A 26316-nucleotide genomic window follows, 5' to 3' on the forward strand; every position below is an offset into this window, starting at 1 on the left:
TTGTGTTGGATTAAAATAAACAAAAACCAGCGTCTAAGCACTGGTTTTTGATAGGCATAAAGATCTTATTAGATTAGCTTTCTTGCTGAATGCCTGCTACTAACCAATCTTGGCTAGAACCCGCAGGTTTAACAAAATGCCATACTTCTGAGAATGGTGCAGGTAAGCTATTTAAATCTTCACTTACTGTACCCGTAAAACGAACACTCACCACATATTGACCATTTTCAGTTGCACTATCGACCACCAATGCATTCAAGTTCGAAAACTCAGCAACATCCTGATCCTGGTTTGCCATGATGTCGTTATACATGGACTGATAAAGATCAGGCGTTAAATAGCGTTGAATTTCTGCAATGTTACTGACAGAGTTCATGGATTGAATATGGTTAAAACGTTGGCGTGCCACACGTAAGAACGCCGCAGGTTCAGTCCCATCTGGAAGCTGATTGCCACTTTGCATTGATGCTGAACCAAAAGGCGCTTGTGGAGCAGCACCACCATTTACAGATTGACCAAAAATATTGGTATTGTCTGAATTACGTGCGGTGCTGTTTTGACCAAATGGTGCAGATGTAGGACCTGATGTATTTGGTGCATAAGGGTTATTGCCCGCTAATTTTTTTTTAGCGCCGAATTTACGGAACAAGAAGAATGCAGCACCCGCGATTAAAATTAACCAAATCCAACTTGGGATTCCGCCTTTTTTCTCTTCTTGCTGAGCCGCTTGTTGTTTCGCTAATTCAGCATCATTGGTCTGCGCTTGTGAATTGCCATTATGATTGTCAGCCATTGCATTTGCAGCGATTGCACCTACAGCCGCACCAGCCACACCAGCAGCCACCATTTTACCGACACCAGAGCCGGACTTTTGCTGACCTGCTTGAGCTGGCATTGGTTGTTGAGCAGGCGTAACTTGTCGAGGTTGAGAATAAGACTGACTTGAACTCGAAGAACGGCTCATGCCATGGCTTTTACCACCACCGGCGCGTTTTGCTTCAGCGAGCGGTGCAACAGCCAAAGTTGCCATTAAAATACCTGCGATCAAGCCGCGCTGTCGAACTTCCATTGAATGTACCTATTTAAAATATGTTTATGGGTATGAAAAGTAACTACCTGATGTTTTACTTTTCATAACTGTATTTATGCAGTCTTTTACAGAGAATTTCAATGTTTTTGACATTTATTTGCGTATATATTCACATAATCATAACGAATATATGGATGGCGAAGGTGATCAAAATAATCATGGAGCTAATTTATTTAAATAATTGAAAAGTCTGAATTTAGAGTAGTTTTATCATATTTGCGGAATTGTATAATTCTAACGCAAAAAAATAAGCATTTACTCTCAAAAATTCTCATTTAGCCTCATTCAATTGTGCTGTTTAGGCTGTAAAGCAAAAGCAGCACTCTTCTGAATCAGAAATGTTTTAGAAATGAAAGCATGCTTGAGTTTTGCGATTAAGCTACTTCGTCGCTCAGTTGCATTGTCTCAGTGAGCGCCTCATGTAAGCGAGCAACAGCAATCACTTGTACACCCGCAATTGGCTTTTGCGGAGCATTGCCTCTAGGAACAATAATGTATTTGAAACCGTGTTTGATGGCTTCTTTGAGACGTTCCTGTCCATTGGGAACAGGGCGTATTTCTCCAGATAGACCGACCTCACCAAACACCGCCAGTTGCTGAGGTAGAGCTTTGGAGCGTAAACTGGATGCGCAAGCCAATAGAACTGCCAAGTCAGAACCTGTTTCTGTAATCTTTAATCCACCGACCACATTCACGTATACGTCTTGTCCGGAAGTCTGTACACCACCATGTCTGTGCATCACTGCAAGCAACATGTTTAGACGGTTTTGTTCTAAACCGAGTGCTACACGGCGCGGCTGCCCATGGGCATCATCAACCAGCGCCTGAACTTCAACCAGTAAGGGGCGGGTCCCTTCACGACTGATCATCACAACTGAACCGGGAATGGCTTCATCATAGCGGCTTAGAAAAATAGCAGATGGATTTGCGACTTCTTTTAAACCCTTATCAGTCATGCCAAATACGCCAAGTTCGTTGACTGCACCAAAACGGTTTTTTACTGCGCGAATCATTCTATAGCGAGAGTCTGACTGTCCTTCGAAATACAAAACACAATCGACCATATGTTCAAGAACTCGCGGTCCGGCAAGTGAACCTTCTTTGGTAACATGACCAACAATGAATAAAGCAGTACCACTATTTTTTGCAAATCGCGTTAACAGCGCTGCCGACTCACGAATTTGTGATACTCCACCGGGCGCAGACTGCAAGGTTTCGGTATATAGCGTCTGGATTGAATCGAGAATCGCAACTGCAGGACGCAATTGTGCCAAGGTATCACAAATTCGTTCAACACAGGTTTCAGCCATAACCTGTAATTTATCTGTGGCCAAATCAAGACGGTTGGCACGTAAGGCAACTTGAGAAAGTGATTCTTCGCCTGTGACATAAAGTGCAGAGCTATTCGCAGCTGCCATATGTGTTGCAGTTTGTAAAAGAATGGTTGACTTACCGATGCCTGGATCGCCTCCGATCAATACAACCGAACCAGTAACCAAACCACCGCCAAGTACCCGATCGAACTCTCCAATTCCTGTGCCTAAACGCGTTTCATTGGAAACGGTGATTTGATTTAACAGTGTTACATTGGCTGCTTGTCCGGCATATCCACCACCCATAGGTTTCGCTCGATGTGACACCACAGGTTCAATACGGACTTCAGTCAGAGAATTCCATTCACCACAGTCTGAACATTGACCTGCCCATTTTGGATGGTCCGTACCACATTGTTCACAACGATAAACAGTTTTGACTTTGCCCATTTTGAGTGCATATACCTTTTCAATAATTTGATGAATGTACCAATAGCGCCTTTAAAATACAATTTTTTGCACAACATCTCGCCAAAAACAATTTTGGCACGTAAACTGCAAAATGAAGGAACGGTAAAAATAAGAAAGGTAAGGAATAGTCACTTGGCTATTTAATAAGCTAAAAGGTGGAAAATCCTAGATAATTAGGCGTATCCATTGAAAAAGGCTTTTTTATTTTTTTTGTTTTAAGCTACTTTTGTAAAACGAAATCTGAGAGAAGAATATAACAATGTCAAATGAAAACCTCAGTTCTTCTGCGGAAACAGGTGAACTATCTAGAAGTTTATCAAATCGCCATCTTCAATTAATTGCAATTGGCGGTGCGATTGGGACAGGATTATTTATGGGGTCAGGGAAGACAATCAGTCTTGCAGGACCTTCGATATTATTTATCTACATGATCATTGGTTTGATGGTGTTTTTCGTCATGCGTGCACTGGGGGAATTGCTACTTTCAAACTTGCAGTACAAGTCTTTTATTGACTTTTCAACAGATTTAATTGGTCCTTGGGCTGGTTATTTTGTGGGATGGACTTATTGGCTGTGTTGGATCACCATAGGGATCGCTGATTTATCTGCGATCATCTACTATTTGCAGTTCTTTAATAATGGTGTGGCGTTTACGCCAACCGAAGGCGCGATGATTAGTGTTGCTGCCATTTTCTTTATTCTGGGCTTGAACCTCGTCACTGTAAAATTATTTGGTGAGCTTGAATTCTGGTTTGCTTTGATCAAGATCATTGCCATTGTTGTGCTGATTTTAGTAGGACTTTGGATGATTTTCACAGGCTTTACTTCAGCTGCTACAGGTCAAGTTGCGTCCTTTACCCATTTATGGGATCACGGAGGGATGTTCCCCAAAGGTTTTGAAGGCTTTCTGGCAGGTTTTCAGATCGCAATCTTTGCCTTTGTCGGAGTAGAACTTGTCGGTACAACAGCAGCAGAGACCAAGGATCCTGAAAAGAACTTACCTAAAGCTGTCAACTCAATCCCAATCCGTATTATTTTCTTCTACGTTTTGGCTTTAGTAATCGTGATGTCAGTAACGCCTTGGGATCAAATCGATCCTAAAGTCAGCCCATTTGTAAACCTATTCAGCCAAGCGGGTATTGCAGCAGCGGCAATTATCATGAACTTGGTGGTATTGTCTTCAGTAATGTCTTCAATGAACAGTGGGGTGTTTTCGACCAGTCGTATGTTGTTTGGACTTTCTCGTGAAGATCAGGGGCCTAAGGCATTCGGCTTACTTAATCGCCGTGCGGTTCCAGCCAATGCTTTATATTTCTCTGGTGTGTGTTTATTGGGAGGTGCTGCATTACAGTACTTTGTCCCGAATACTGTAGAAGCCTTTACTTTAGCAACCACACTTTCAACGATTTTATTCATTCTGGTATGGATCATTATCTTGTGGAGTTATTTGGTGTATTACAAGACCCGTCCGGAACTGCATGCAAAATCCGTATTTAAATTGCCAGGCGGACCATTTACTTGTTATGTCGTCATCATTTTCTTTATTGGAACGATCGGTATCCTTGCATTAGAGCCAGATACCCTGAAATCCTTGATGGTCAGCCCGATTTGGTTGATTATCCTTGCGATTGGCTATTTCTGTTTCTATAAGAAAAAACAGTAATTAGCTATTTCAATGATACTCATAAGAAAACGCCAGTAATAGACTGGCGTTTTTTTTATTCTCAATTTAAGCTTGAGCGCTTGTTATTTTGGTCTATATTTTAGAATCAAGGTATACTGACAAAAATTTTGGAAATAGGTGAGCAGATGCGTTTAGCAATTTGTAGCATCGGTTTAGTTTTAAGTGCGGCCGTTTTAGTCGGCTGTGGTCAATCTGGTAATTTACAGTTAGCCAATAGTCCCGACTCAGACAAACGCGCCAAATACTTGTTGTATTCAAAGCATGACAACACCACTGTTCAAGCTGAGAAAAAAACAGTGGATCAGGCTGTACCCGCAGATCAGTCAGCCCCAGCATCACAAGTGACTTCAAACTAAACCTATTTAAACTTTCATTGAAAGGATACATTCATGAGTTTTTCCCGCATTGATGGGGTATTGCATGCAGAGCAATGTTCTTTAGATCAGCTTGCTATGCAATATGGCACACCACTTTATGTCTATTCAAAAGCGACATTTGAAAAGCATTATTTAGATATGGATCAAGCCTTCAGCTTTATCGATCATCAAATTTGTTTTGCGGTGAAGTCTAACTCTAATCTGGCAGTATTGAATGTATTGGCAAAACTGGGTTGCGGTTTTGATATTGTCACAGGAGGGGAACTTGCACGTGTACTTGCGGCAGGTGGTGATCCATCAAAGATTGTGTTTTCTGGTTTGGGCAAACAAGAACAAGATATACAAAAAGCATTGGAAGTGGGCATTGCCTGTTTCAATGTGGAGTCCCATGCTGAACTTGACCGTATCCAAAATGTTGCTGCACGTTTAGGTCAAAAAGCACCGATTTCTTTACGGGTCAATCCAGATGTTGATGCTAAAACCCATCCTTATATTTCAACCGGTTTGAAAGAAAATAAATTCGGTATTCCTTCTGATGTGGTTTTTGAAACCTATCAATATGCAGCGTCATTGCCAAATTTAGATGTGGTTGGAATCGATTGTCACATTGGTTCACAATTGACTGAAACTCAGCCTTTTGTGGATGCGCTTGATCGTATTATGATGATGATTGAACAGCTGAAAGCGCAGGGGATTGATTTAAAGCATATTGATATTGGGGGAGGGTTAGGGGTCACTTATAAAGATGAAACACCGCCAAGTGTGGTTGAGTACGCTGAATCTATGCGCCCAGCACTAGAAAAACTGGGTTTAAAAGTATATATGGAACCAGGGCGGAGTATTTCAGCAAATGCCGGTGTATTATTGACCAAAGTGGATTTACTCAAACCCACCCAGCACCGTAATTTTGCAATCATTGATGCAGCAATGAACGATTTAATTCGTCCATCCTTGTATCAGGCTTGGATGGATATTCAGCCAGTTAAGCCGCGCAAAGATGTTGAAAGCAAAACTTGGGATATTGTTGGTGCGATTTGTGAAACAGGTGATTTCTTAGGTAAAGAACGTAAACTTGCGCTTAAAGAAAATGATCATCTTGCTGTTTTAGGTGCTGGTGCATACGGTTTTGTGATGAGTTCAAACTACAACAGCCGAGGTCGAGCTGCTGAAGTGATGGTGGATGGTGAGCAATCTTATGTGATTCGTAAACGAGAAAGCATTGAATCACTTTGGGAAAATGAACGCTTGTTGCCTTAAGGAGTAATTTTTAGATGTTATTAGAATTTACCAAAATGCATGGTCTGGGCAATGACTTCATGGTGGTTGATTTGATTAGCCAACGTGCCTTCTTTGATGCGGTGACGATCCGCCGTTTGGCTGACCGTCATTTTGGCATTGGCTTTGATCAACTTCTCATTGTTGAACCACCAGATTTTCCCAATGTTGACTTTAAATACCGTATTTTTAATGCGGACGGTTCTGAAGTTGAGCAATGTGGTAATGGCGTGCGTTGCTTTGCGCGTTTTGTTTATGAACGTCAATTGACCAATAAAAAACGTTTTAAAGTGCAGACCAGTGCCGGCATTGTTGAACCGGAATTGGGTGAAAATGGCTGGGTTCGAGTCAATATGGGCTATCCGAAATTTTTACCTCAAGAGATTCCATTTATTGCTGAAGAGCCGGATGCCTTGTATGACATCGCTCTAGCAGATGAGCAGTCATTGACCATCGATGTGGTCAATATGGGCAATCCACATGCCGTGACCATCGTTACAGATGTTTTAACGGCAGATGTTGCACATATTGGTCCACAAGTTGAATCACATGAACGTTTTCCACAACGTGTCAATGCCGGTTTTATGCAAATTATTGATGAGAAACATGCACGTTTACGAGTCTTTGAACGCGGTGTGGGGGAAACCATGGCATGTGGTACGGGTGCATGTGCAGCAGCTGTGTCAGGTATGCGTCGTGGTTTGCTCGCCAACAATGTGGAAATTGAGTTGGCAGGTGGTAAATTGCAAATTGAATGGAAAGAAGGCGATGTCGTTTGGATGACTGGTCCAACGGCTACTGTTTATGAAGGTCGTTTGGATTTACGTTATTTTCAAAGTTCATGATTTGCCCTTAGCCCTGAATTGATGTCAGGGCTTTTAAATTGAATCGTTTGATTTTTGACCAATCACAAAAGTAATGATATTTATTAAAATTTAAAGCAAATAATCACAATCAACAGGAAAATAAGAAATGGCAATAGATCGGATAGATTGGCATGCTGAATCCGCAGAGCAAGCTGGATTTCCCTACAAAAATGGCGGTACACATATTGGCATGTATATGGCATGGATCATTAATCATCATTTAGAGGATGAATTCCACCAAGAAGAAAGTCAAACCGAACTAGAACAAGTACGTACGCGTCAAATGACGGGGTTGCAATTTTTGACAGCTATGTGTGATGAAAAATTCTGGGAAGAAGATTTGAATGATGAAGGCTTTAAATTCACACAAGCCTATTATGAAAGTCAGCAATATTTTAAAGATTATGATGCAACTTTGGTGTATTCAAAAGGCTTGACTGAAACCTATGCTGTAGAAGACAGTTGGGAAAATTACGATTTAATAGCTGCGGTAATCCGTCAGAAATACCAGCAATGGAAGCAAAACCGTCAATAAATTAATCAAAACAGTGATCCATAAAAAAACACAGTCCGAAATGGGTAGGACTGTGTTTTAATGTTGATTCGTCTGGAGACCAAACCAACATTAAGTAACCACACTACAGCACACATATTTGCTTAATGTATATATGAGGATGATTGGTTGTTTTTCAATCAATATAAATGTAAATTCTAAAAGTTTCAACGTTCTGAAACTGCTCAGTTAACTCATTGAATGAATTCCGAATATATTACCTTCAGTATCTATAGCTAAAACGATATGCCCATGCGGTTCGATCGACATTTTTGCTTGGTGAATTTGTCCTCCCGCGGCTACAACACGCGCTTCTTCAATCGCACAATCTTCACTACTGAAATAGATAATCGTACTGTTTCCGCCTGCACGCACACCTTGCATTTTGACCAATGTTCCTGCTGAGCCATACTGGTTCATGTCGGATGGAAAAGTCCACATTTGGGTATTTGCATCAGTCGGATCGCTCAATAAACTGAGCTCTGTTCCCAATACCGTTTGATAAAATAATTTGGCTCGTTGCATATCATCAACATAGATTTCAAACCAACAGACTGGATTTGGCATGATGGTGTCCTTTTGTTTTACTGTTATATGTATTAAACCATTCGTTGGCAGTTTGCTTGGGTCGATACAATCGAGCTCAGCCAGCAAATATTATTTTTAGACTTTATTGTGATTAGCTTATGACAAACTTAAATGTTGTACAGCTGTATTTTGTAAGCAGGTTTGTTTTTACTGATCGCTAAACAAAAAAAGAATGCCGAAGCATTCTCTTTTCTGAATTGTTGCAGCGCCAAGATTAATGACGCGCAGCTTTTTTACCTTCATCAACTGTTTTTACAATCGGTGCTTTGACCAATGGTGTAGGTTGTTCAACCAAAGCAAGTGGAAGAATCTCATCGATACTTTTCACAGCTTTAATTTCTAAACCATCTTTCACATTTTGAGGAATTTCAGCCAAGTCACGTACGTTTTCCTGTGGGATAAACACCAGTTTAACACCACCACGATGTGCCGCTAAAAGTTTCTCTTTCAAGCCACCAATACGCATTGCACGACCCCCCAGACTGGTTTCACCCGTCATGGCAATATCAGGACGAATTGCAATGCCTGTAAATGCTGAAACCAAAGCAGTCGTTAAAGCTAAACCTGCTGAAGGTCCATCTTTCGGTGTTGCACCTTCAGGCAAGTGAACGTGTACATCGGTCTCTTCAAAACGAGAAGCTTCAATGCCTAATTCATCTGCACGCGTACGAACCACAGTCATTGCTGCTGTAATCGACTCTTTCATTACGTCCCCGAGTGAACCGGTAGTAATGAATTTGCCTTTACCTTTGACTGCCGCAACCTCAATGGTTAACAACTCACCACCAACAGATGTCCAAGCCAAGCCATTGACACGACCCACTTGCGCTTCTTCTTCAGCCATGCCGTAATCAAACTTATGTACACCTAAATATTCAGGTAAGTTTTCAGCGGTGACATCGATATGCAAGTTTTTGGCTTTCTTGCTTACCGACTCTTTGACCACTTTACGCGCAATTTTTGAAACTTCACGTTCTAGGCTACGTACACCAGCTTCACGTGTATAACGACGCACGATGTCTCGAATCGCTTCTTCATGAACAGTCAGTTCTTTAGCACGTAATCCATTGTTCTTAATTGCTTTAGGAACAAGATAACGGTCTGCAATGTTCACTTTTTCGTCTTCGGTATAGCCAGGTAAACGAATCACTTCCATACGGTCTAATAACGCTTCTGGAATATTCATGCTGTTGGCCGTACAGATGAACATCACTTCTGACAAATCTAAGTCAAGATCAAGATAATGATCATTAAATTTGCTGTTCTGTGATGGATCAAGTACTTCAAGTAATGCAGACGCCGGATCACCACGATAATCTTGTGCCATTTTGTCAATTTCATCGAGCAAGAACAATGGATTCTTCACACCGACTTTGGTTAAAGACTGCACGATTTTACCTGGCATCGCACCGATATAAGTACGACGGTGACCACGAATTTCTGCTTCATCACGTACACCACCCAGTGCCATACGAACGAATTCACGACCAGTAGCTTTCGCTATGGATTCACCCAGAGAAGTTTTACCTACCCCAGGAGGACCAACCAAGCACAGAATTGGACCACGAAGTTTTTTCACGCGTGACTGAACGGCAAGGTATTCAACAATACGTTCTTTGACTTCATCTAAACCATAATGGTCAGTGTCCAAGATTTCCTGAGCTTTTGCCAAGTTAATGCTAACTTTACTGGCTTTATTCCAAGGCGTATCTAGGATCGCTTCGATATAGTTACGTACCACAGCCGCTTCACTTGAAGCCGGTTGCATTGCTTTCAACTTGCGGAATTCATTTTCAGCTTTTTTACGGACGTGTTCTGGTAAATCAGCTTCTGCCAAACGTTTTTCTATTTCAGCAACATCATCTTCTGCACCGCCATTCATATCAGAAAGTTCACGTTGAATGACCTTCATCTTTTCATTGAGGAAGTATTCACGTTGGTTCTTTTCCATTTGACGTTTTACAGAATCATGCAATGTCTGTTCAATTTGTTGCTCTTCTGATTGTTGCAACAAATAGGTCATGAGTTCTTGTAAATGTGCTTCAAATTCGTCGTGTTCTAGGAATTTTTGTTTAACATCAATATTCAAAGGCACACGCGTTGCAACAAAGAACAATAATTGCAGTAAATCATCAATCTTGTTGGCAGCTGCAATCAACTCGCGTGCATTACGTAATTTTGCTTCTGCATATTGTGAAAACAGCGCACGTAATTCATCTACACGTGTTGCTTGTGTAGCTTTGTCTGTCGATACAGTCATTGGACTTAACGCATGTTCTGCCGATAAATATTCATCATTGTCGATGATCTCAACCAGCTTAGAACGGTGTAAACCTTCAATGAGCACTTTGATGCAGTTTTCATCATTTTCATGGTTTACAACTTGTACAATCTTAGCGACAGTACCATATTGATATAGGTTGTCGTGATCAATTTCTTCTGTAAGCGAATCTTTTTGCGCAACTACAAATACTAAATTGTCACTGTTACGAGCCACATCAACTGCATTGATCGATTTTTCACGACCCACAAATAGCGCAATTTGCATGTGTGGATAAACCACCACGTCACGCAACGCTAACAGCGGTAATACACTTGGAACCTGTGGCTCTAAGTTTTCTTGATTCATAATAATTTCAGACATGGGCACTCCTAATGAGTGACAACGGTGTTGCCATGTTTTTTATAGTGATGTGTATTTCAAAAATTACAAGGGCTTTACTTAATAAAAAAATTAAAAAATCGCAAGTATCTGATTTGCAATCAAGCCTGGAGGAATTTATTGACCTATTTGGCGTTTAAAAAAGTATGTTTTTGTGGGTGTGATCAGGCTATCGAGGGGTTGATCCCACGGATTTCTTTCTAATTCGGTGTGTAGATACTGAAAATCATGAGCCAAACCTAATCGATGCGGATGTTGAAAAGCGGAAGCAAGTGTTCGATCATAAAAACCACCTCCCATTCCCATTCGTGTTCCTTTTATATCACATGCCAATAGCGGCATAATCACAATATCCAGTGTAGAAACATGCTTCCCACGGCTTGCCATGGGTTCTAGCATGCCCAGCCGATGCAATGAAAAACGTTTATTTTGATATTGCTGGTAGGAAATTCTTACCCAAACCAGGTGGTTATTCATATTGCAGATCATGGGTAAATAAACCTTTTTACCCTGAGTCAAGCAATATTCAATCAGACGTTTGGTTTTAACTTCTCCAAAGGCATCTAAATACAGTCCGATTTTCTGCGCGTTTAAAAATTTCGGATGCTTTAAACATTGCTTCAAGCACCGCAACTCGATCATTTTTTGCTGCTGTGAATTCAACTTGCGTCGTTGCTGACTGATGATTTTGCGCAGTTGTGAATTTTGATTCATGCTTTCAAGTTTAGTTCCAAACTATAAACAGTATACAATGAAGTGGATCGCAACATAATTGATAAATTTACAGTTTCGATTGATCTGAGATTAATAATGTGAGTTCGAGGCAACTCTACCTTTAGCTTATTGAAAAACAATAAGTCTCAGCAGAGTCTTGCTGAGTTTTCATCCAATTTTTGGATCTGCCTGCGGCTAGCCATACTTTTGTTTTGGGATGAGAAGTAAAGCTCCAGAAGGGTAACCATCCTGCACAGCGACATCGCTGCTCACTGCAAAACTTGTCAACCACCAGCAATACATTTAATCAGTCGCAGAAACAATACCTGATAAAATAGTTCTGCCTCGTACAGTGGCGAATGACGTTTCCGAGTATCCTATTTCATCAAGGATTTTTATCGAACTCAGAGTAATGGATTGTCGTATTTTGTGTTTAAGACTGATATTGTGGATTATGACCAACTCTTGATGAGGAGATACTTGAACTCCTATAAAGTTTTTCGATAAATGGACAAATCGGTCTAATCCTGCTAATTATCTGATAAACATCAACTTAAAATAATCATTTAGACAGGGATCAATAAACTATCTTTTTTGACAAATGTTGGATTTTACACAGTCAATTGCAAAGTTTCAGACTTCTATTAGGCTGAATAGGAATTCACGTGAGTGATGATGGATCAACAAGAATATAAATAGGACAAAGTGATGCAGGATAATCTGAATACACATCGTAGAATGCTGTTACGGGCATGGATGAAGGCAACTCTATTTGCATTGACCAGTAGTTTGTCTGTGATGACTTATGCTGCGCCAGCTGTGGCACCTAAATTAAATCTGGAACTTTCAGCACATTCAAAAAATAAAATTAAAACGTTGATGAATGATCCTAAAGTTTGGCAACAAATCCCTAAAACCGTCACACTCTGTGTATTTTCACCCGATGGGGCGAATAGTGAGGCTTTTGAACAAGCCACCAGTTATATCAGTGAACTGCCACGCATTACTCAAATTGCCAAAGAATTCGGTGTGGATATGAAAATTACACGCCCAACCAAACTGTCGATGCATATTGACTTAAATTATCCAAAACTTAAGAAAACAGCATCTACAGACATTAACTTACGTGTCTATACCGATGAGCGTGTCTTAACTGAAGATTTTCGCAGTAAACGCTGTGATGGGGCAGGTATCAGTAATATACGAGCGCGTCAATTCAACCCATTTGTTGGCAGTATCGATGCCATTGGCGCTGTCCAAAATTACAAGCAATTGACTACCGTGATTCAGTTACTTGCACGTCCAGAGTATGATGCAAAAATGGTCAACCGCGATTATGAAGTGGTAGGGATTGTGCCATTGGGTGCTGCTTACATCATGGTCAATGACCGTCGTATTGATACTTTATCTAAGGCAGCAGGTAAAAAAGTTGCTGTCATGAATTTTGATGGAACGCAGAAAAAGCTTGTCCAAAATGTAGGTGCTCAACCAGTATCTGTTGACTTATTAACGGTGGGTGGCAAGTTTAATAATAAAGAAGTCGATATTATGGCTGGTCCTGCATTGTTGTTTAAGCCTTTAGAGTTGAAAAAGGGCATGACGGATAAAAATGGCAATGTGGTTGGCGGTATTATCAAGTTTCCGCTCATTCAAGTGACAGGAACATTGATCATGCATCGTAATAAATTCCCCGCAGGAATGGGACCCATCGCGCGAGAAATGATTTCCAAACAACTCAGTCCTGCATTTGAGTTTGTTGATAAAATTGAAAGAGAAGTACCGGATAAATATTGGTTTGATATCCGTGAAGCAGACAAGCCTGGCTATATCAAGATTATGCGTGAAGCACGTATTCAGATGACCAAAGAAGGCTTTTACGATCCTGCGATGATGAAGATCTTGAAAAAAGTGCGCTGTGGACAAACACCGAGTAGTTTTGAATGTGCATTGAATGATGAATAAGGCAGCCAGCATTATTCATACACAGAAATAAAACCGTTGTTAAAGAAAAGATTGAAACAAGGCAAAATAAGCATTTATTTTGCCTTGTTTGATTCTCGATTTTGTAAACCTGTCGATCTCTGTTAAATTCACCACACAATGCTTAAAAATAATATTGAAAAAGATGTTCTTAAATCTATTGAGCGTTTTATTGATATTATTTTCTCCCATTTTTGGTTATGCCGCGACTTATCAAACAGGAGATATTATCTTCATAGCTCTAAACCAACCCAAAGCCTTGTGATTCAGCGAGCCACACAGTCACCATACAGTCATATGGGGATGATTGTGGTGAAAAATGGTCAGACAATGCGGTTTATTGTTCAGAGTGGGTTTGTAAAACGTATAAAAAAGCTTTAGCAATAGAAGTGGCACTCTTGGACAAACTATCCAGTTTTGATCTTGGTCATCCAAGTGTCAAAGCGCTAATGAAACAAAGATATGGTCAGCATATTCCATTGAATGACATGGTGATCGCATCCAGTATATGCTTTAATTCAGAGCAATTGATCGATGTACGATAAGATTTCAAGGATGGCAAAATAAAGATATTTAAACAGCCAGAAAACAAAAAACCTGAGTCATGATGCTCAGGTTTTTTTGTGAGACGTTTTATGAAAAAACAATCCCGAATGTGGCGACCCTACGGGGATTCGAACCCCGGTTACCGCCGTGAAAGGGCGATGTCCTAGGCCTCTAGACGATAGGGTCAATAAATTGAGGCAAACACTTGAAACAAAACCATAGTATTAATGGCGACCCTACGGGGATTCGAACCCCGGTTACCGCCGTGAAAGGGCGATGTCCTAGGCCTCTAGACGATAGGGTCGTTTCAGAGGTGGGCGTATATTAGGGTGAATACAGGGATGTGTCAAACCTTTTTCTGCAATAAAATTGAAAACTTGATTTATATGTATAAAAACAAAGCAATAACACAAAAAGAGCAAAACTATCCATTGAATTGTGCTGATGATATTTAAAGTGCGTCTACTATATTCTTAATCACGGCAGGATGCTGTAAATAGCCGGCAATCTGGTGGGGAGAATGGATAAAAGTTGAAATAGACGTATTTAAAATGGCAGGCTGAAAGTCAAATGGTGCATTGACCAAGGGAAAAGCCGTGAGGAAGTCATCTGGAGAGTAAAAATTATGCCAATCTCCATTTAAGCAAGCGGGGCTTTGAATCGGGGGTGTCAGTCTGGACTGAATGACTTTAAATGCCAAGGGAGAGCCCAACGTAATGAAGCGTTGGATTTTATATCGTGGGGAGAGTTGCTGTAAAAGGTTATACGCAATCACGGTCCCTAGGGAATGTGCAACGATGAGATGTGTCTGATCTGCTTCTAAGCTTGCTAAAATTCGTTGATGGACTTCATCCATAAATTGAGGATTGGCCAAGTATAAATAGGTTTCGATCAAAAACTTATGGATTAGACTTTCATGCAGTTTGGGAAAGTTATTTAAAATTACTGAAAATTCTTTTAATGCTTTGTCTTTGAAGAGCTGAGAAACTAAATACAGCCGTTTTGACAGTTTTAGCTCATGCTCGGGCATAAAGTAAGGTAAAACTGGAATGCTCTGCATTGTATTGGGGGCGGTGGGCGCTGTGCTCGCACTGTGTTTATGAAAATGCAGATTGACCCATGACTTAGGCAGGAAAGCATCCAGATCAAAGCGATTACTGAGTTGATGTTTGGTGATCAAATCTCCATAAAAGGGCAGACTGATATCAAGATCGCTGACAGAAATAACAAGTTTAAGTTCGTTGATACCCTGTTGAAAAATATCAAGCCAATGTTGTTTTAAATTATCAGCATTATAATTTTGTTGATTCATGCCATGAATAAAAATAATTTTCATTGCTGCTGCGATCAAACACAAGATTTATAAATTTAATTTACGAGCTTAAAGCTTTTTTGACTATCTCTAAATGTACAAAAAGTGTAGCAATTGCCACACTTTTGATTTGAAATACTGGCAGTATTTTATTTAAGACTGCGAATCATGCTGAGATTTATATAAGAATGCATAGCTGATGTAACAAATGGCGATAAAGATTAAACAGCAGATAAAACCAACCACCATTTCAGGATCAAACACCATACTAATACAGGTAATTAAGCAGAATACAAAACCCAAAATCGGTACGATCGGAAACAAAGGTGCGGCAAAACCTAACTCAGCTTTACTGTGACCCTGTTTATACCATTGACGTCTAAAATTAAATTGGCTCAGACAAATGCTCATCCACACCACAACCATGGTGAAAGCAGCCACACCCAATAGATTTTTAAAAATAGTTTCAGGTGCAAATTGTTCTGAAAGTAAGCCTGGTAACGCACCAAACATCGTTACAATCACTGCAATATAAGGAATACCACGCGCATTGACTCTTGAGAATATTGCAGGAAGTTGTTTTTTTGCTGACAGTGACCACATCATTCGTGAGGCGGCAAATAGTCCTGAATTCGCTGCAGACAGCAATGCAGTAATGATTACAAAGCGAATGATGTCCTCAGCATAAGGAATACCGATATGATCAAATACAGTAACGAAAGGGCTGCTGCTTACTCCTTCAGCGTGTAAACCTGCCATTTGATGTGGTAATAATGCGCTGATTACAATGATGGTGCCGACAAAGAAAATCAACAAGCGCCAGATCGCAGTATTGATGGCTTTAGGAACATTTTTGGCCGGATCTTCAGTTTCACCTGCGGCAACACCAATCAACTCAGTGCCAGAAAAGGCAAAGTTGACGATTAACATGGTCGTGAAAATAGGAAATAAGCCTTGAGGAAACCAGCCTTCAGCCGTTAAATTACTGAACAGCGGGGCTTCATGATGCCCTTGATAATTGAGAATACCAAAGATCGCCAGTAGACCAAAAAGAATGAAAGCAATGACGGTAATCACTTTGACCAATGACAGCCAGAACTCAGATTCAGCAAACCATTTGGTTGAACTCATATTCAATCCAAATACAATTGCTGCAAAAATAATTGTCCATAACCACATCGAGATGTGTGGAAACCATTCTTGCATCAATAAAGCGGCTGCGGTGAATTCTGTACCTAAAGTTGCTGACCAAGTAAGCCAATATAACCATGTGACAGTATAGCCTGTACCTGGACCGATATATCGTTGGGCATAAGTACCAAAGGAACCCGATTCTGGCATATGTACAGCAAGTTCGCCTAAGCAAAGCATGACCATATATGCAATTACACCGCCCAGAATATAAGAGAGGATGGCGCCAATTGGACCTGTTTGTGAAATCACTTCACCGGATCCCAAAAAAAGCCCTGTACCAATTGCACCACCAAGCGAAATCATCACCAGGTGACGAGTACTCATTGCTCGTTTGAGTGGTGAGGAATTAGATGATACTTGAGCATCATTTTGAATTGGTGATGACGGCATAAGCTTCAAATGGAAATAAAACAAGAAGCGCGCTATTTTAGTCCAATTGCGAAATAGTGCAATGACTGAGTGGTTTTAATCGGCAATAATCCATAATATAAATTTCCACTATTTTTTATTTTTTTTAATTTTTATATTAAATCAATTTCTTATGTTTAATTTAGCCTATATGAGTTTCATATAGAAAAGCTCAATTGTTCAGCAAAATGCTAAAAAGCATCGCCATGTTATTGCTGTGTTTTTGACCGCTTAAAATACTGGGATATAAAAAAACCTGAGTCTTATTGCTCAGGCTTTTTTATGAGAAGTTTCAATTAAGAAATCGACTCGAATATGGCGACCCTACGGGGATTCGAACCCCGGTTACCGCCGTGAAAGGGCGATGTCCTAGGCCTCTAGACGATAGGGTCGTTGTGAGGTGATGCGTATATTAATAATAAACCGCGCCTTTGTCAAAACAGATTTATGCAAAAATATGCTAACTGATGAATCAATCGACAATTACCGGTTTTTAAGCATATCATTTAATCAATACTGTATGAGATTCGCTTTGGTGATTAAAACCAAATGTAATTGGGAGTGTGCTGTAGATTAAAATTTAAGGTATGTCGGCAGGCTTTATATGGGGGATTTATTGAACATGGGTTTGATTCATCCATGATTGATTAACTTTATTTATATCATAAAATAATGAATGGCACTTAGCTTGATCTCAAGCACACATTGAACAGCTGGTGCCTGAGAAGCTTCTGAATGTATTATTTTTTCTGATGGTACACACCATAATAGGTCGCATAACAGAATGCCATAAATAATAAACAGCCAATAAAGCCTGAAAGCATTTCAGGATCAGCTGCCATGCTTAAGCCTGTTGCGGTACAGGTGATGAAACCCAAGACTGGAACAAGTGGATACCAAGGTGTCTTAAATTTTAAATCCGTCAAAGTTTTGCCGCTTGCGAGCCATTTACGACGGAAATTAAACTGACTCCAGCAAATGCTTATCCATACGATGACCATGGTAAATGCAGCGACACCCAATAAATTTTTGAAAATTACATCTGCACCGAACTGTTCTGATAATAATCCGGGTAAGCCTCCGATCATGGTGACCAAAATTGCAATCACAGGTGTTCCTGATTTAGTCAGTTTAGAAAAAATACGCGGTAATTGTTTTTGAACTGAGAGTGCCCACATCATACGAGAAGCAGCGTAAAGCCCTGAGTTTGCTGTAGACAATAATGCCGTGATAATCACGAAACGCATGATGTCTTCTGCATAAGGAATACCGATTAAATTAAATACCGACACAAATGGACTGTTGCTGATACCTTCTCCATGTATAGCAAGTCCAGCATCTTGATAGGGCAACAGTGAACTGATCACTATAATGGTGCCGACAAAGAAAATCATCAAGCGCCACACGGCAGCATGAATTGCTTTCGGTACATTTTTTTCTGGATTTTCGGTTTCTCCCGCTGCGATCCCGATCATTTCTGTACCATTAAATGCAAAGTTAACAATCAGCATGGTTGCAAAGATAGGAAATAGTCCATTGGGCAGCCAGCCGTGTGAGGTCAAGTGACTGAATAAAGGTGCAGACTCATAGCCATGAAATGGAATTAAACCGAATATCGCCGCCAAGCCTAAAAGAATGAAGACCAGAACGGTTGCCACCTTGACGAAAGATAACCAGAATTCAGACTCTGCAAAAAAACGGGTTGAAGTGAGGTTGGAGATCAGTACCGCGATAATGAAGATTAGGGTCCATAGCCAGATCGAGGTGGCTGGAAACCATTCCTGCATCAGCATCGCAGCGGCTGTAAACTCCGTACCTAATGTTGCAGACCAACCCAGCCAATACATCCATGAGACCATATAGCCTGTACCAGGACCAATGTTTTTGGCAGCAAATGCACCAAAAGATCCAGTAACGGGTTGATTCACAGCCAATTCACCCAGACAAAGCATGACCATATAAGCGATCAAGCCACCAATGATATAGGAAATCACAGCACCAATCGGCCCTGCTTGGGCGATGACTTCACCTGAGCTTAAAAATAAACCTGTGCCGATAGCACCACCTAAAGACAACATAATTAGGTGTCGTTTGGTCATGGATCTTTTTAAGACAAAAGACTGTCCATCAGCATTGATGTGCTGATTCGATTGATCGGGAGATTGCATATTTGATGTAACTGAGAATGCTAAATCAATATTTTAGATTAAAATGTGAAAATTCACAAAATAAAATGAAATAACTACGCGTAAAGTATAAGAAAATAAATTGGAATTACTCAGAATTAAGTAATGGTGTTGCATAAGAAGAGAAAATATGGCGACCCTACGGGGATTCGAACCCCGGTTACCGCCGTGAAAGGGCGATGTCCTAGGCCTCTAGACGATAGGGTCGTTTAGAAGATGGCGCTATCTTATTGATCCGCCATCAAAGTGTCAAGTAAGTGAGGGGCGAGTTTGTTCAAAATATAGCAGAACAGTTCGGCGGTCTTTTGTGTATCGTACAATGCTGAATGTGCTTCTCGACCATCAAATTCAATTCCAGCTTGAATGCATGATTTTGCCAAGACAGTTTGTCCAAACATCACTGCACTGAGTGTGACCGTATCAAATACTGAAAAGCTATGAAATGGATTTTGATTTTTTGTTCCGGTACGGGCAATTGCTGCTTTTAAAAAACCTAAATCAAAATGCGCATTGTGTCCAACCAAGACGGCATGTGTACAATTTTGTTGGCGACGCACTTCATTCACTGCTTTAAAAATGCGTTTGAGTGCCGTTTTCTCATCTTCAGCCATCGCCATACGCATCGGATTGAATGGATCAATGCCAATAAAATCCAATGAACGACGATCTAAATTTGCCCCTTCGAAGGGGTTGATATGTGCATGATGCGCTTCGCCAGGAACAAATTTGCCTTCGGCATCATACACAATCGGGATGCATGCTATTTCCAGCAACGCATCAGTATCTGCATTAAAACCTGCTGTTTCTACATCAACAACGACGGGTAAAAAGCCACGAAATCGTTGTCCAATCACAGGTAATGTTTCAGTTGTCACACCTTTCTCCATTGGATGGCTTTTCCAGCATAAAGTGGAATAATCTGTTCACCATCCAAATAATCTAAACTTTCAGGGATTACCTGTTCTTCTTTGACAAGAGTAATCGTATTTGTATTGCGAGGCAAACCATAGAAGTCCGCTCCAAAGATGCTGGCAAAACCTTCAAGACGTTCGATTTTGTTCACTTGGTCAAATGCTTGTGCATACAGTTCGATTGCAGTTGGAGCACTGTAACAGCCCGCACAGCCGCATGCATTCTCTTTGGCATTTTTAGAGTGTGGTGCACTGTCTGTACCCAAGAAAAACTTGGGATTTCCACTGGTTGCGACTTCTAGTAAAGTCTGTTGATGTGTTTGACGTTTTAAAATCGGTAAGCAATAGAAGTGAGGTTTTACACCACCCACCAACATGTCATTACGGTTAAATAATAAGTGCTGGGGAGTGATGGTTGCAGCAACATTACGGTCTTGTTCGAGTACAAAATGCGCTGCTTCACTGGTGGTAATATGTTCTAGAACTAATTTTAATTTTGGAAACTGCTTTAATAAGGGCGAAAGCACCTCATCTAAAAAGCGTTTTTCACGATCAAAAATATCCACATGATGATGAGTCACTTCACCATGTAATAGTAAAGGAACTTGATGTTCTTCAAGTTGCTCAATCACCGCGTAGACTTTACGAATATCACTTACACCATTATCCGAGTTGGTGGTTGCACCAGCCGGGTAAAGCTTAATGGCATTGACATGTTGAGACTCTTTAATTTTACGTACTTCATCTGGTGAAGTATGATCGGTAAAATACAAGACCATACGCGGGTCAAAATCCAGATCTGCTGGTACATGCGCCATAATACGATCACGATAGGCATTGGCTTCATCTACAGTTTTTACAGGTGGAACCAAATTAGGCATACAAATCGCGCGGGCAAATTGTTTGGCGAGATCTGGAACTGTACGCTTTAAAGCAAGACCATCACGGAGGTGGGCATGCCAATCATCGGGCTGAAGCAATGTGATCGTATTCAAGGCAATTCTGACTTAAAAAATAAATGAGATGATAATCTATAACAGTTTAAAATGATAACAGCTATTTCTAATCAATAATTCAAATTAAATGATTAAAAACAAATCTAAAGTCTATATTTTGCACACTTTGGTCATAGACTTGTCATGATAAAATGCTAACTCTAGTGAGATGAAATTGCACTTTAAAACATTGTGATATCTTTCAATTGCTTAATTTTAATTCTTTTTCAAATAAGGCATATAAAACCGAAATAGTCAGCAGGTGCTATTGCATATTTTGTTTAAAAAACGATAATGAAGTCATACAAAGCTAAACTGATAATACACATTATTTGAACAGAGTTAATGAATATCAGGTTGACTTTATAAAATAAGTTCTAAATTTTCGATGTGAAAATGATCAATAAGCTTTATTAAAATGAATTTTAGGGTGTTCAATTAATATTCTTCATGTATTTGATATTGCATGGTTTATTAAGGAAATGAATTATAAAATTGAGTAGGTAGCGAGTTTTATATGGGCAAGTTTCTGCCAAGTCTTATCTGTATCGTCTGTCTGACGGGTTTAAGTATCCAAAGCCAAACATTTGCCAAACAAAATGTGAAAAGCGAAAAAAACCAAGACGTCATTAAAACGGATTCAAAACAAGATTGGTCATTAAATAGTATCAACAATGCCACTTGGTCAACCCACCTAGGGCGAGGGCAGTTTCCTGCCTATGCACGTGCACAAGTGATGTTAAACAATCTGCATGCCTCACCAGGTCCGATTGATGGTAAAAGTGGTAAAAATTTTTTAAAAGCCATTGCTGCATATCAGCAAATTAAAGGATTACCGATCAGTGGAGAGCTGGATAAGGCAACTTGGGACAGTTTATTAAAAAACCAAACAACTTCCGCATTCGGTACTTATCAAATCACAGCTCAAGATCTGAAAGGTCCCTATGCGAAATCAATACCACGCAACTATGCCTTACAAGCCAAAATGCCGGGACTTTACTATACTCGTGTAAGTGAAATGCTGGGTGAGAAATTCCATATTGATGAGGATTTCTTAAAGCAGATTAATCCACATGCCAATTTCAAGAAAGTGGGTGAAACCATCAATGTTCCAATTGTCCGCAACGACTTACCACAAGATGTGGCATTGATTATTGCACATAAACCTGCACGTCAACTTTATTTGTATAATCATTCAAATCAAATGATTGCATCTTTTCCTGCGACGATTGGCGGGTCTGGTACACCGTCTCCAAAAGGCACCCATAAAGTCGTCAAAGTTGCGCCTAATCCTGTTTATGGCTATAACCCGAAAAACTTTGTACAAGGCAGCAATCGCCAGAAATTAGCCTTGCCACCAGGACCTAATGGACCTGTTGGCAATATGTGGATTGCATTGAGTAAACCGAGCTTTGGAATTCATGGTACGCCAAATCCATCATTAATTTCCAAAACCGCTTCTCATGGATGTATTCGTCTTACCAACTGGGATGCCAATGATCTTGGTCGAAAAGTACAACCTGGCACTGTGGTAAAATTTTTAGATTAGATATTCGTACTTTCTAAAAGGCGACCTATACAGAGTTTTTAGTGGTCGCCTTTTTTATTGTTTGTTGTGATATATCGCTGTATATCAAAAATATACACAATCCTAAGGATGGATTGGCTATGATGAATTTACTTAATCTTGTGAGAAGACAACCATCTTTATGAGTACAGAAAAAAAATTATCTACTCAAGAAGTCATTAAACTGGAACGTGATCTGGCGAAATTTGCCAATATGATGGATTCAGTGGTGCGGATACCATTTACCAAACAAGGAGTAGGTGCTGATGCTGCGTTAAGCACGATTCCGGTAGCAGGAGATGTCGCAGGTTTTATTTTGACTTGTTATGCCGTATACAAAGCCAAGCAGATTGGTGTGCCACAAGCCAAATTAAATGGCGTATTAAAGTTGGCGATCCTGGATGGTATTGTCGGGTGTATTCCAATTGCTGGAACATTATTTGACATTTTTATACGCCCCAGTCGTAAGGCTTTAGATATTGTACATGATCATATTCAGGCAGAGTATCAGATCTATACGGATGATCATGTTGTTCATCCATTTTTGCATGAAAAATTAGAGCAAAAGCAGCAGCATTCCGCTTTTTGGCGCAATCCAGTTGTGGCATGGATCTGGATTCATATTCCCGACATTCTAGGTTTGCTGGTGTTGGTTTTAATTGCAATTGCAATGTGGCTGGGTGTAAATATGTTGTGGGATTGGTATCAGAACTATAAAACTTAACAGCGCTGCTTGAGTTGATTTTAAAAATGAGTAGAAGCGAAGACAGAGGTCATCATGCAAGATTATATTTCGGCAAATCTTCCTGCAATAAATTTTGATCAGACACGTAAATTTTATGCATTTTTAGGTTTCCAATGTGATTATCAATCAGATCAATGGATGATTTTAACCAAAGACAGTCTAATTTTAGAGTTCTTTCATCATCCACAATTGGATCCTAAGGCCTCATGGTTTAGTGCCTGCTTAAGAACACATGTTTTAACGGATCTATTTCATTTTTGGCAAGCTTTGGATTGGACGCAACATCCGGATGCGAGAATGACAGAGATCGAATATTTAGAAGAAATTGATATGTTCTGTGTCATTGATCCAAATGGCAGTCTTATTCGCTGTATTCAATTGGCCTAGTATTTTTTAGTTAAGTTCGAATTTTAGTTCACGGCGTATTATTGAATTAAGCTCTCAAAAAGCCTGTAGCTATAATCGACTGCTGTATTCCATTTTGGATGCTTCAGAAACAACAAAGCCTCCAATCAGGAGGCTTTGTTGTTTCTGAAAGAAATGAATAAAGTAAATTCACGCAATCGTGTGTTTAAGGCAGATTTAATTGACGTAAAGCTGCAACACGTTGCTCGATACTTGGGTGGGTTTGGAATAAAGCGGCCAAACTAAAGCCTTGTTCCTTACCTTCCGCAATCGCAAATGCTTTCATTTCTTTTGGCATTTGGTCTGGCATCTCAGATTCAGCTTGTAAACGTAATAATGCTGAAATCATGGCTTCTTTACCCGCAAGCTGAGCACCTGCTTCATCAGCACGGTATTCACGGTAGCGAGAGAACCACATGACAATTGCAGAGGCCAATATACCAAAGACGATATCAAGCACAATGGTAATCGCAAAATATGCCAAGCCGGGTGCTTCACCATCTTCACGACCAAATACGTTACGGTCAATAAAGTCACCTACCACACGTGCAAAGAACATGACAAAGGCGTTGACTACACCTTGAATCAGAGACAATGTGACCATGTCACCATTGGCAACGTGACCAATCTCGTGTGCAAGTACAGCACGTAATTCATCTTTGTTCATGCGTTCGAGCAGGCCTGTTGAAACCGATACTAATGCATCGTTTTTATTCCAACCTGTGGCAAAAGCATTGGATTGATAAGATGGGAAAATACCAACATCTGGCATTTTAATACCAGCACGTTGAGAAAGTTGGGCAACCTCTTGTAATAACCAAACTTCTGCTTGGTTACGAGGAGCATTCGGATCAATTAATTCAGTGCCTGTTGTTTTCAGTGCCATCCACTTTGACATAAAGAGGGAAATTAAAGATCCCACCATACCAAAGACCAAACAGATGACCATCAGGTTGCCTAATTTAAGACCGCCAGCGCCGTGGTAACTACCAACACCTAATAATGATAGGATAATGCCAGCTACAACCAGTACCGCGAGGTTGGTTAGCAAAAACAAACCAATCCGCATCATGGAGAGAGTCCTCTTATAAATAATCGATAATACGATTTATGGGAATAAATCATGAATTTCAATATGAGGTTTAGGAGATTAAAATTCAAGAATCATTGAAAAAACCTATACGCTGAAAAATTAAAAAAATTCAGGTATAGGGATAGTCAATCAGAAATTTATCTAAAAAATTGAGTCAGATAAAAATAAATTCTCTATATAGGAGAAATCACAATAACTTTCAATGATTTGTTTAGAAAATGTAATTGTTCATTTGAGTGACTTGATTTATACATTTAAGTCTTAAATTTTACTCAATGTTATTCTCACATATAGATCATGAAAAAGCCTTGGCTTAAACAATTTAATTGCCTATTGTGATTCTTGCAGTTGCACTGGCATGGGCTGTTGAATAAGATCCGGCAGGTGCATCGGTATAAGTCCCATCTGAAGCAATAATAATTGGGCGACTACTATACTTTACAGGTTGAATGCTCGAAGCATTGTTGATCGTTGGTGCAGGTTCATTGTTACTTAAATCATTTGAATTAGATTGAGCAATCATTTGCCCAGTGCTGACATTGCTGTTGGTTGATAAGTTCAGACCGCCGGCATACAGATTGTTTAAACGGCTGGTGACACGTTTGACATAGTCTTGTGTTTCGCGAAACGGAGGAATGCCGCCATATTTGTCGACATTACCTTCTCCTGCATTGTATGCAGCTAAAGCCAAGTTGGTGTTTCCATTGAATCTTTTCAATAACCAGCTCAGATACTTCGCCCCAGCAAAAATATTCTGTTGGGGGTCAAATGAGTTAGATACGTTGAAGCGACGCGCAGTTGCAGGCATGAGCTGCATCAAACCTTGAGCGCCAACAGGGGAACGTGCATTTGAATTAAATCCTGATTCAGTATGCATTACCGCTTTGATTAAACCTTCGGATACACCATGTGTTTGAGCAGCTTGGCGAATAATGCTATCAAATGCATTACGGCTTTTGCTGTAACTGGGCAGAACTGAGGACTCAGAACTTCCCCAATTGCTATAACTGTGAATGTTACTGTCTTTGTAATAGGTCACTTTAATTTTTTGTAAAGCGCTGTCATTGTTTTTTCGGTTGGTGAGTAAAGTGGTACCGTTTTGATCTCTATAGAAGTAAATTTGACCTGCAAATGTTTGAGATGTGAATGAGAAAATACTCATACATCCTAAAACCGACAGCATAGAACCTGTAATTAATTTTTTCATTTGTAGTAATTAATATATTTCCCCAATTTCATTTTGGAGTTTATCAAAGTTATTGGGCAAGAAAAACCATGAATTGAGTTTTAACAATACAATTAAAAAAATGCAAGTGCTATTTGTTGGCATATTAAGCAAAAAAAATTTTATATTTTTTTTGAAAAATAACTATTGACTAAG

General features: G+C 40.0%; 22 protein-coding genes and 4 tRNA genes. 10 read left to right on the top strand and 16 right to left on the bottom strand.

What is annotated here, in order from left to right; translation table 11 throughout:
* Positions 1-73: 73 nt before the first annotated feature.
* Both IMO47_RS05640 and radA read right to left on the bottom strand, forming a co-directional pair.
* Positions 74-1069, bottom strand: coding sequence for a TIM44-like domain-containing protein (locus tag IMO47_RS05640; RefSeq protein ID WP_196077365.1), 996 nt, complete (start codon positions 1067-1069; stop codon positions 74-76).
* Between the two features lie 395 nt (positions 1070-1464).
* The gene (radA, locus tag IMO47_RS05645; protein WP_196077364.1) at positions 1465-2853 is read right to left on the bottom strand and encodes a DNA repair protein RadA; all 1389 of its coding nucleotides are present in this window, start codon (positions 2851-2853) and stop codon (positions 1465-1467) included.
* Positions 2854-3133: 280 nt separating this feature from the next.
* On the opposite strand from radA, the gene IMO47_RS05650 reads away from it, so the two are divergent.
* The 5 genes from IMO47_RS05650 (at position 3134) to IMO47_RS05670 (ending at position 7611) form a co-directional block, all read left to right on the top strand.
* Complete coding sequence (locus IMO47_RS05650; RefSeq protein ID WP_196077363.1) at positions 3134-4537, top strand: amino acid permease; 1404 nt, start codon at positions 3134-3136, stop codon at positions 4535-4537.
* Positions 4538-4683: 146 nt separating this feature from the next.
* Positions 4684-4914, top strand: coding sequence for a hypothetical protein (locus IMO47_RS05655; RefSeq protein ID WP_196077362.1), 231 nt, complete (start codon positions 4684-4686; stop codon positions 4912-4914).
* 33 nt (positions 4915-4947) lie between these two features.
* Positions 4948-6192 (top strand): diaminopimelate decarboxylase, encoded by a 1245-nt coding sequence (gene lysA, locus IMO47_RS05660; protein WP_196077361.1) that lies wholly within the window; start codon positions 4948-4950, stop codon positions 6190-6192.
* A 14-nt stretch (positions 6193-6206) separates the two neighbouring features.
* The gene (dapF, locus tag IMO47_RS05665) at positions 6207-7055 is read left to right on the top strand and encodes a diaminopimelate epimerase (protein ID WP_196077360.1); all 849 of its coding nucleotides are present in this window, start codon (positions 6207-6209) and stop codon (positions 7053-7055) included.
* Positions 7056-7182: 127 nt separating this feature from the next.
* Positions 7183-7611 (top strand): hypothetical protein, encoded by a 429-nt coding sequence (locus IMO47_RS05670; RefSeq protein WP_196077359.1) that lies wholly within the window; start codon positions 7183-7185, stop codon positions 7609-7611.
* 207 nt (positions 7612-7818) lie between these two features.
* Here IMO47_RS05670 and IMO47_RS05675 read toward each other — a convergent pair whose 3' ends face one another.
* The 3 genes from IMO47_RS05675 to IMO47_RS05685 form a co-directional block, all read right to left on the bottom strand.
* Positions 7819-8196 carry a VOC family protein gene (locus IMO47_RS05675; RefSeq protein WP_198426918.1) on the bottom strand — a complete coding sequence of 126 codons (378 nt, stop codon included), beginning with the start codon at positions 8194-8196 and terminating at the stop codon, positions 7819-7821.
* Between the two features lie 235 nt (positions 8197-8431).
* The gene (gene lon / locus IMO47_RS05680; RefSeq protein ID WP_196077358.1) at positions 8432-10861 is read right to left on the bottom strand and encodes an endopeptidase La; all 2430 of its coding nucleotides are present in this window, start codon (positions 10859-10861) and stop codon (positions 8432-8434) included.
* A gap of 135 nt (positions 10862-10996) precedes the next feature.
* Positions 10997-11593, bottom strand: a complete 597-nt coding sequence (locus IMO47_RS05685) for a 5-formyltetrahydrofolate cyclo-ligase (protein WP_196077357.1) — start codon at positions 11591-11593, stop codon at positions 10997-10999.
* Between the two features lie 708 nt (positions 11594-12301).
* Here IMO47_RS05685 and IMO47_RS05690 point away from each other — a divergent pair.
* Both IMO47_RS05690 and IMO47_RS19570 read left to right on the top strand, forming a co-directional pair.
* Positions 12302-13555, top strand: coding sequence for a putative solute-binding protein (locus IMO47_RS05690; protein WP_196077356.1), 1254 nt, complete (start codon positions 12302-12304; stop codon positions 13553-13555).
* A gap of 407 nt (positions 13556-13962) precedes the next feature.
* Entirely contained in the window at positions 13963-14118 is a 156-nt protein-coding gene (locus IMO47_RS19570; RefSeq protein ID WP_227552221.1) for a hypothetical protein, read from the top strand.
* A gap of 111 nt (positions 14119-14229) precedes the next feature.
* On the opposite strand, the gene IMO47_RS05700 is transcribed toward IMO47_RS19570, so the two are convergent.
* From IMO47_RS05700 to pyrC, 9 genes are all read right to left on the bottom strand, one after another.
* A tRNA-Glu gene (locus tag IMO47_RS05700) sits at positions 14230-14305 on the bottom strand.
* 42 nt (positions 14306-14347) lie between these two features.
* Positions 14348-14423, bottom strand: a tRNA-Glu gene (locus tag IMO47_RS05705).
* A gap of 147 nt (positions 14424-14570) precedes the next feature.
* On the bottom strand, positions 14571-15455 hold the full coding sequence (locus IMO47_RS05710) for a hypothetical protein (protein WP_196077355.1): 885 nt from the start codon (positions 15453-15455) through the stop codon (positions 14571-14573).
* 129 nt (positions 15456-15584) lie between these two features.
* Positions 15585-17015 carry an amino acid permease gene (locus IMO47_RS05715; RefSeq protein ID WP_196077354.1) on the bottom strand — a complete coding sequence of 477 codons (1431 nt, stop codon included), beginning with the start codon at positions 17013-17015 and terminating at the stop codon, positions 15585-15587.
* A 334-nt stretch (positions 17016-17349) separates the two neighbouring features.
* Positions 17350-17425, bottom strand: a tRNA-Glu gene (locus IMO47_RS05720).
* A 348-nt stretch (positions 17426-17773) separates the two neighbouring features.
* On the bottom strand, positions 17774-19201 hold the full coding sequence (locus tag IMO47_RS05725) for an amino acid permease (protein ID WP_196077353.1): 1428 nt from the start codon (positions 19199-19201) through the stop codon (positions 17774-17776).
* Positions 19202-19350: 149 nt separating this feature from the next.
* A tRNA-Glu gene (locus IMO47_RS05730) sits at positions 19351-19426 on the bottom strand.
* A 20-nt stretch (positions 19427-19446) separates the two neighbouring features.
* The gene (gene rnt, locus IMO47_RS05735) at positions 19447-20106 is read right to left on the bottom strand and encodes a ribonuclease T (RefSeq protein ID WP_196077352.1); all 660 of its coding nucleotides are present in this window, start codon (positions 20104-20106) and stop codon (positions 19447-19449) included.
* On the bottom strand, positions 20091-21125 hold the full coding sequence (gene pyrC / locus IMO47_RS05740) for a dihydroorotase (RefSeq protein WP_196077351.1): 1035 nt from the start codon (positions 21123-21125) through the stop codon (positions 20091-20093). Before pyrC ends, rnt begins: the two co-directional genes overlap by 16 nt.
* Before the next feature lie 517 nt (positions 21126-21642).
* Between pyrC and IMO47_RS05745 the strand changes: the two genes are divergently transcribed.
* The 3 genes from IMO47_RS05745 (at position 21643) to IMO47_RS05755 (ending at position 23824) form a co-directional block, all read left to right on the top strand.
* Positions 21643-22674, top strand: coding sequence for a L,D-transpeptidase (locus tag IMO47_RS05745; protein ID WP_196077350.1), 1032 nt, complete (start codon positions 21643-21645; stop codon positions 22672-22674).
* Between the two features lie 160 nt (positions 22675-22834).
* The gene (locus IMO47_RS05750; protein WP_196077349.1) at positions 22835-23416 is read left to right on the top strand and encodes a DUF4112 domain-containing protein; all 582 of its coding nucleotides are present in this window, start codon (positions 22835-22837) and stop codon (positions 23414-23416) included.
* Between the two features lie 54 nt (positions 23417-23470).
* A complete protein-coding gene (locus tag IMO47_RS05755; RefSeq protein WP_196077348.1) occupies positions 23471-23824 on the top strand; it encodes a bleomycin resistance protein in 354 nt (117 codons plus the stop codon).
* 184 nt (positions 23825-24008) lie between these two features.
* On the opposite strand, the gene htpX is transcribed toward IMO47_RS05755, so the two are convergent.
* Both htpX and IMO47_RS05765 read right to left on the bottom strand, forming a co-directional pair.
* Positions 24009-24914, bottom strand: coding sequence for a protease HtpX (htpX, locus tag IMO47_RS05760; RefSeq protein ID WP_196077347.1), 906 nt, complete (start codon positions 24912-24914; stop codon positions 24009-24011).
* 343 nt (positions 24915-25257) lie between these two features.
* The gene (locus tag IMO47_RS05765) at positions 25258-26118 is read right to left on the bottom strand and encodes a lytic transglycosylase domain-containing protein (RefSeq protein WP_227552223.1); all 861 of its coding nucleotides are present in this window, start codon (positions 26116-26118) and stop codon (positions 25258-25260) included.
* Positions 26119-26316: the final 198 nt, after the last annotated feature.

Origin of the sequence: Acinetobacter sp. Res13-Abat-PEC15-P4-01 (assembly GCF_015676285.1) — a bacterium.
GTDB lineage: Bacteria > Pseudomonadota > Gammaproteobacteria > Pseudomonadales > Moraxellaceae > Acinetobacter > Acinetobacter nematophilus.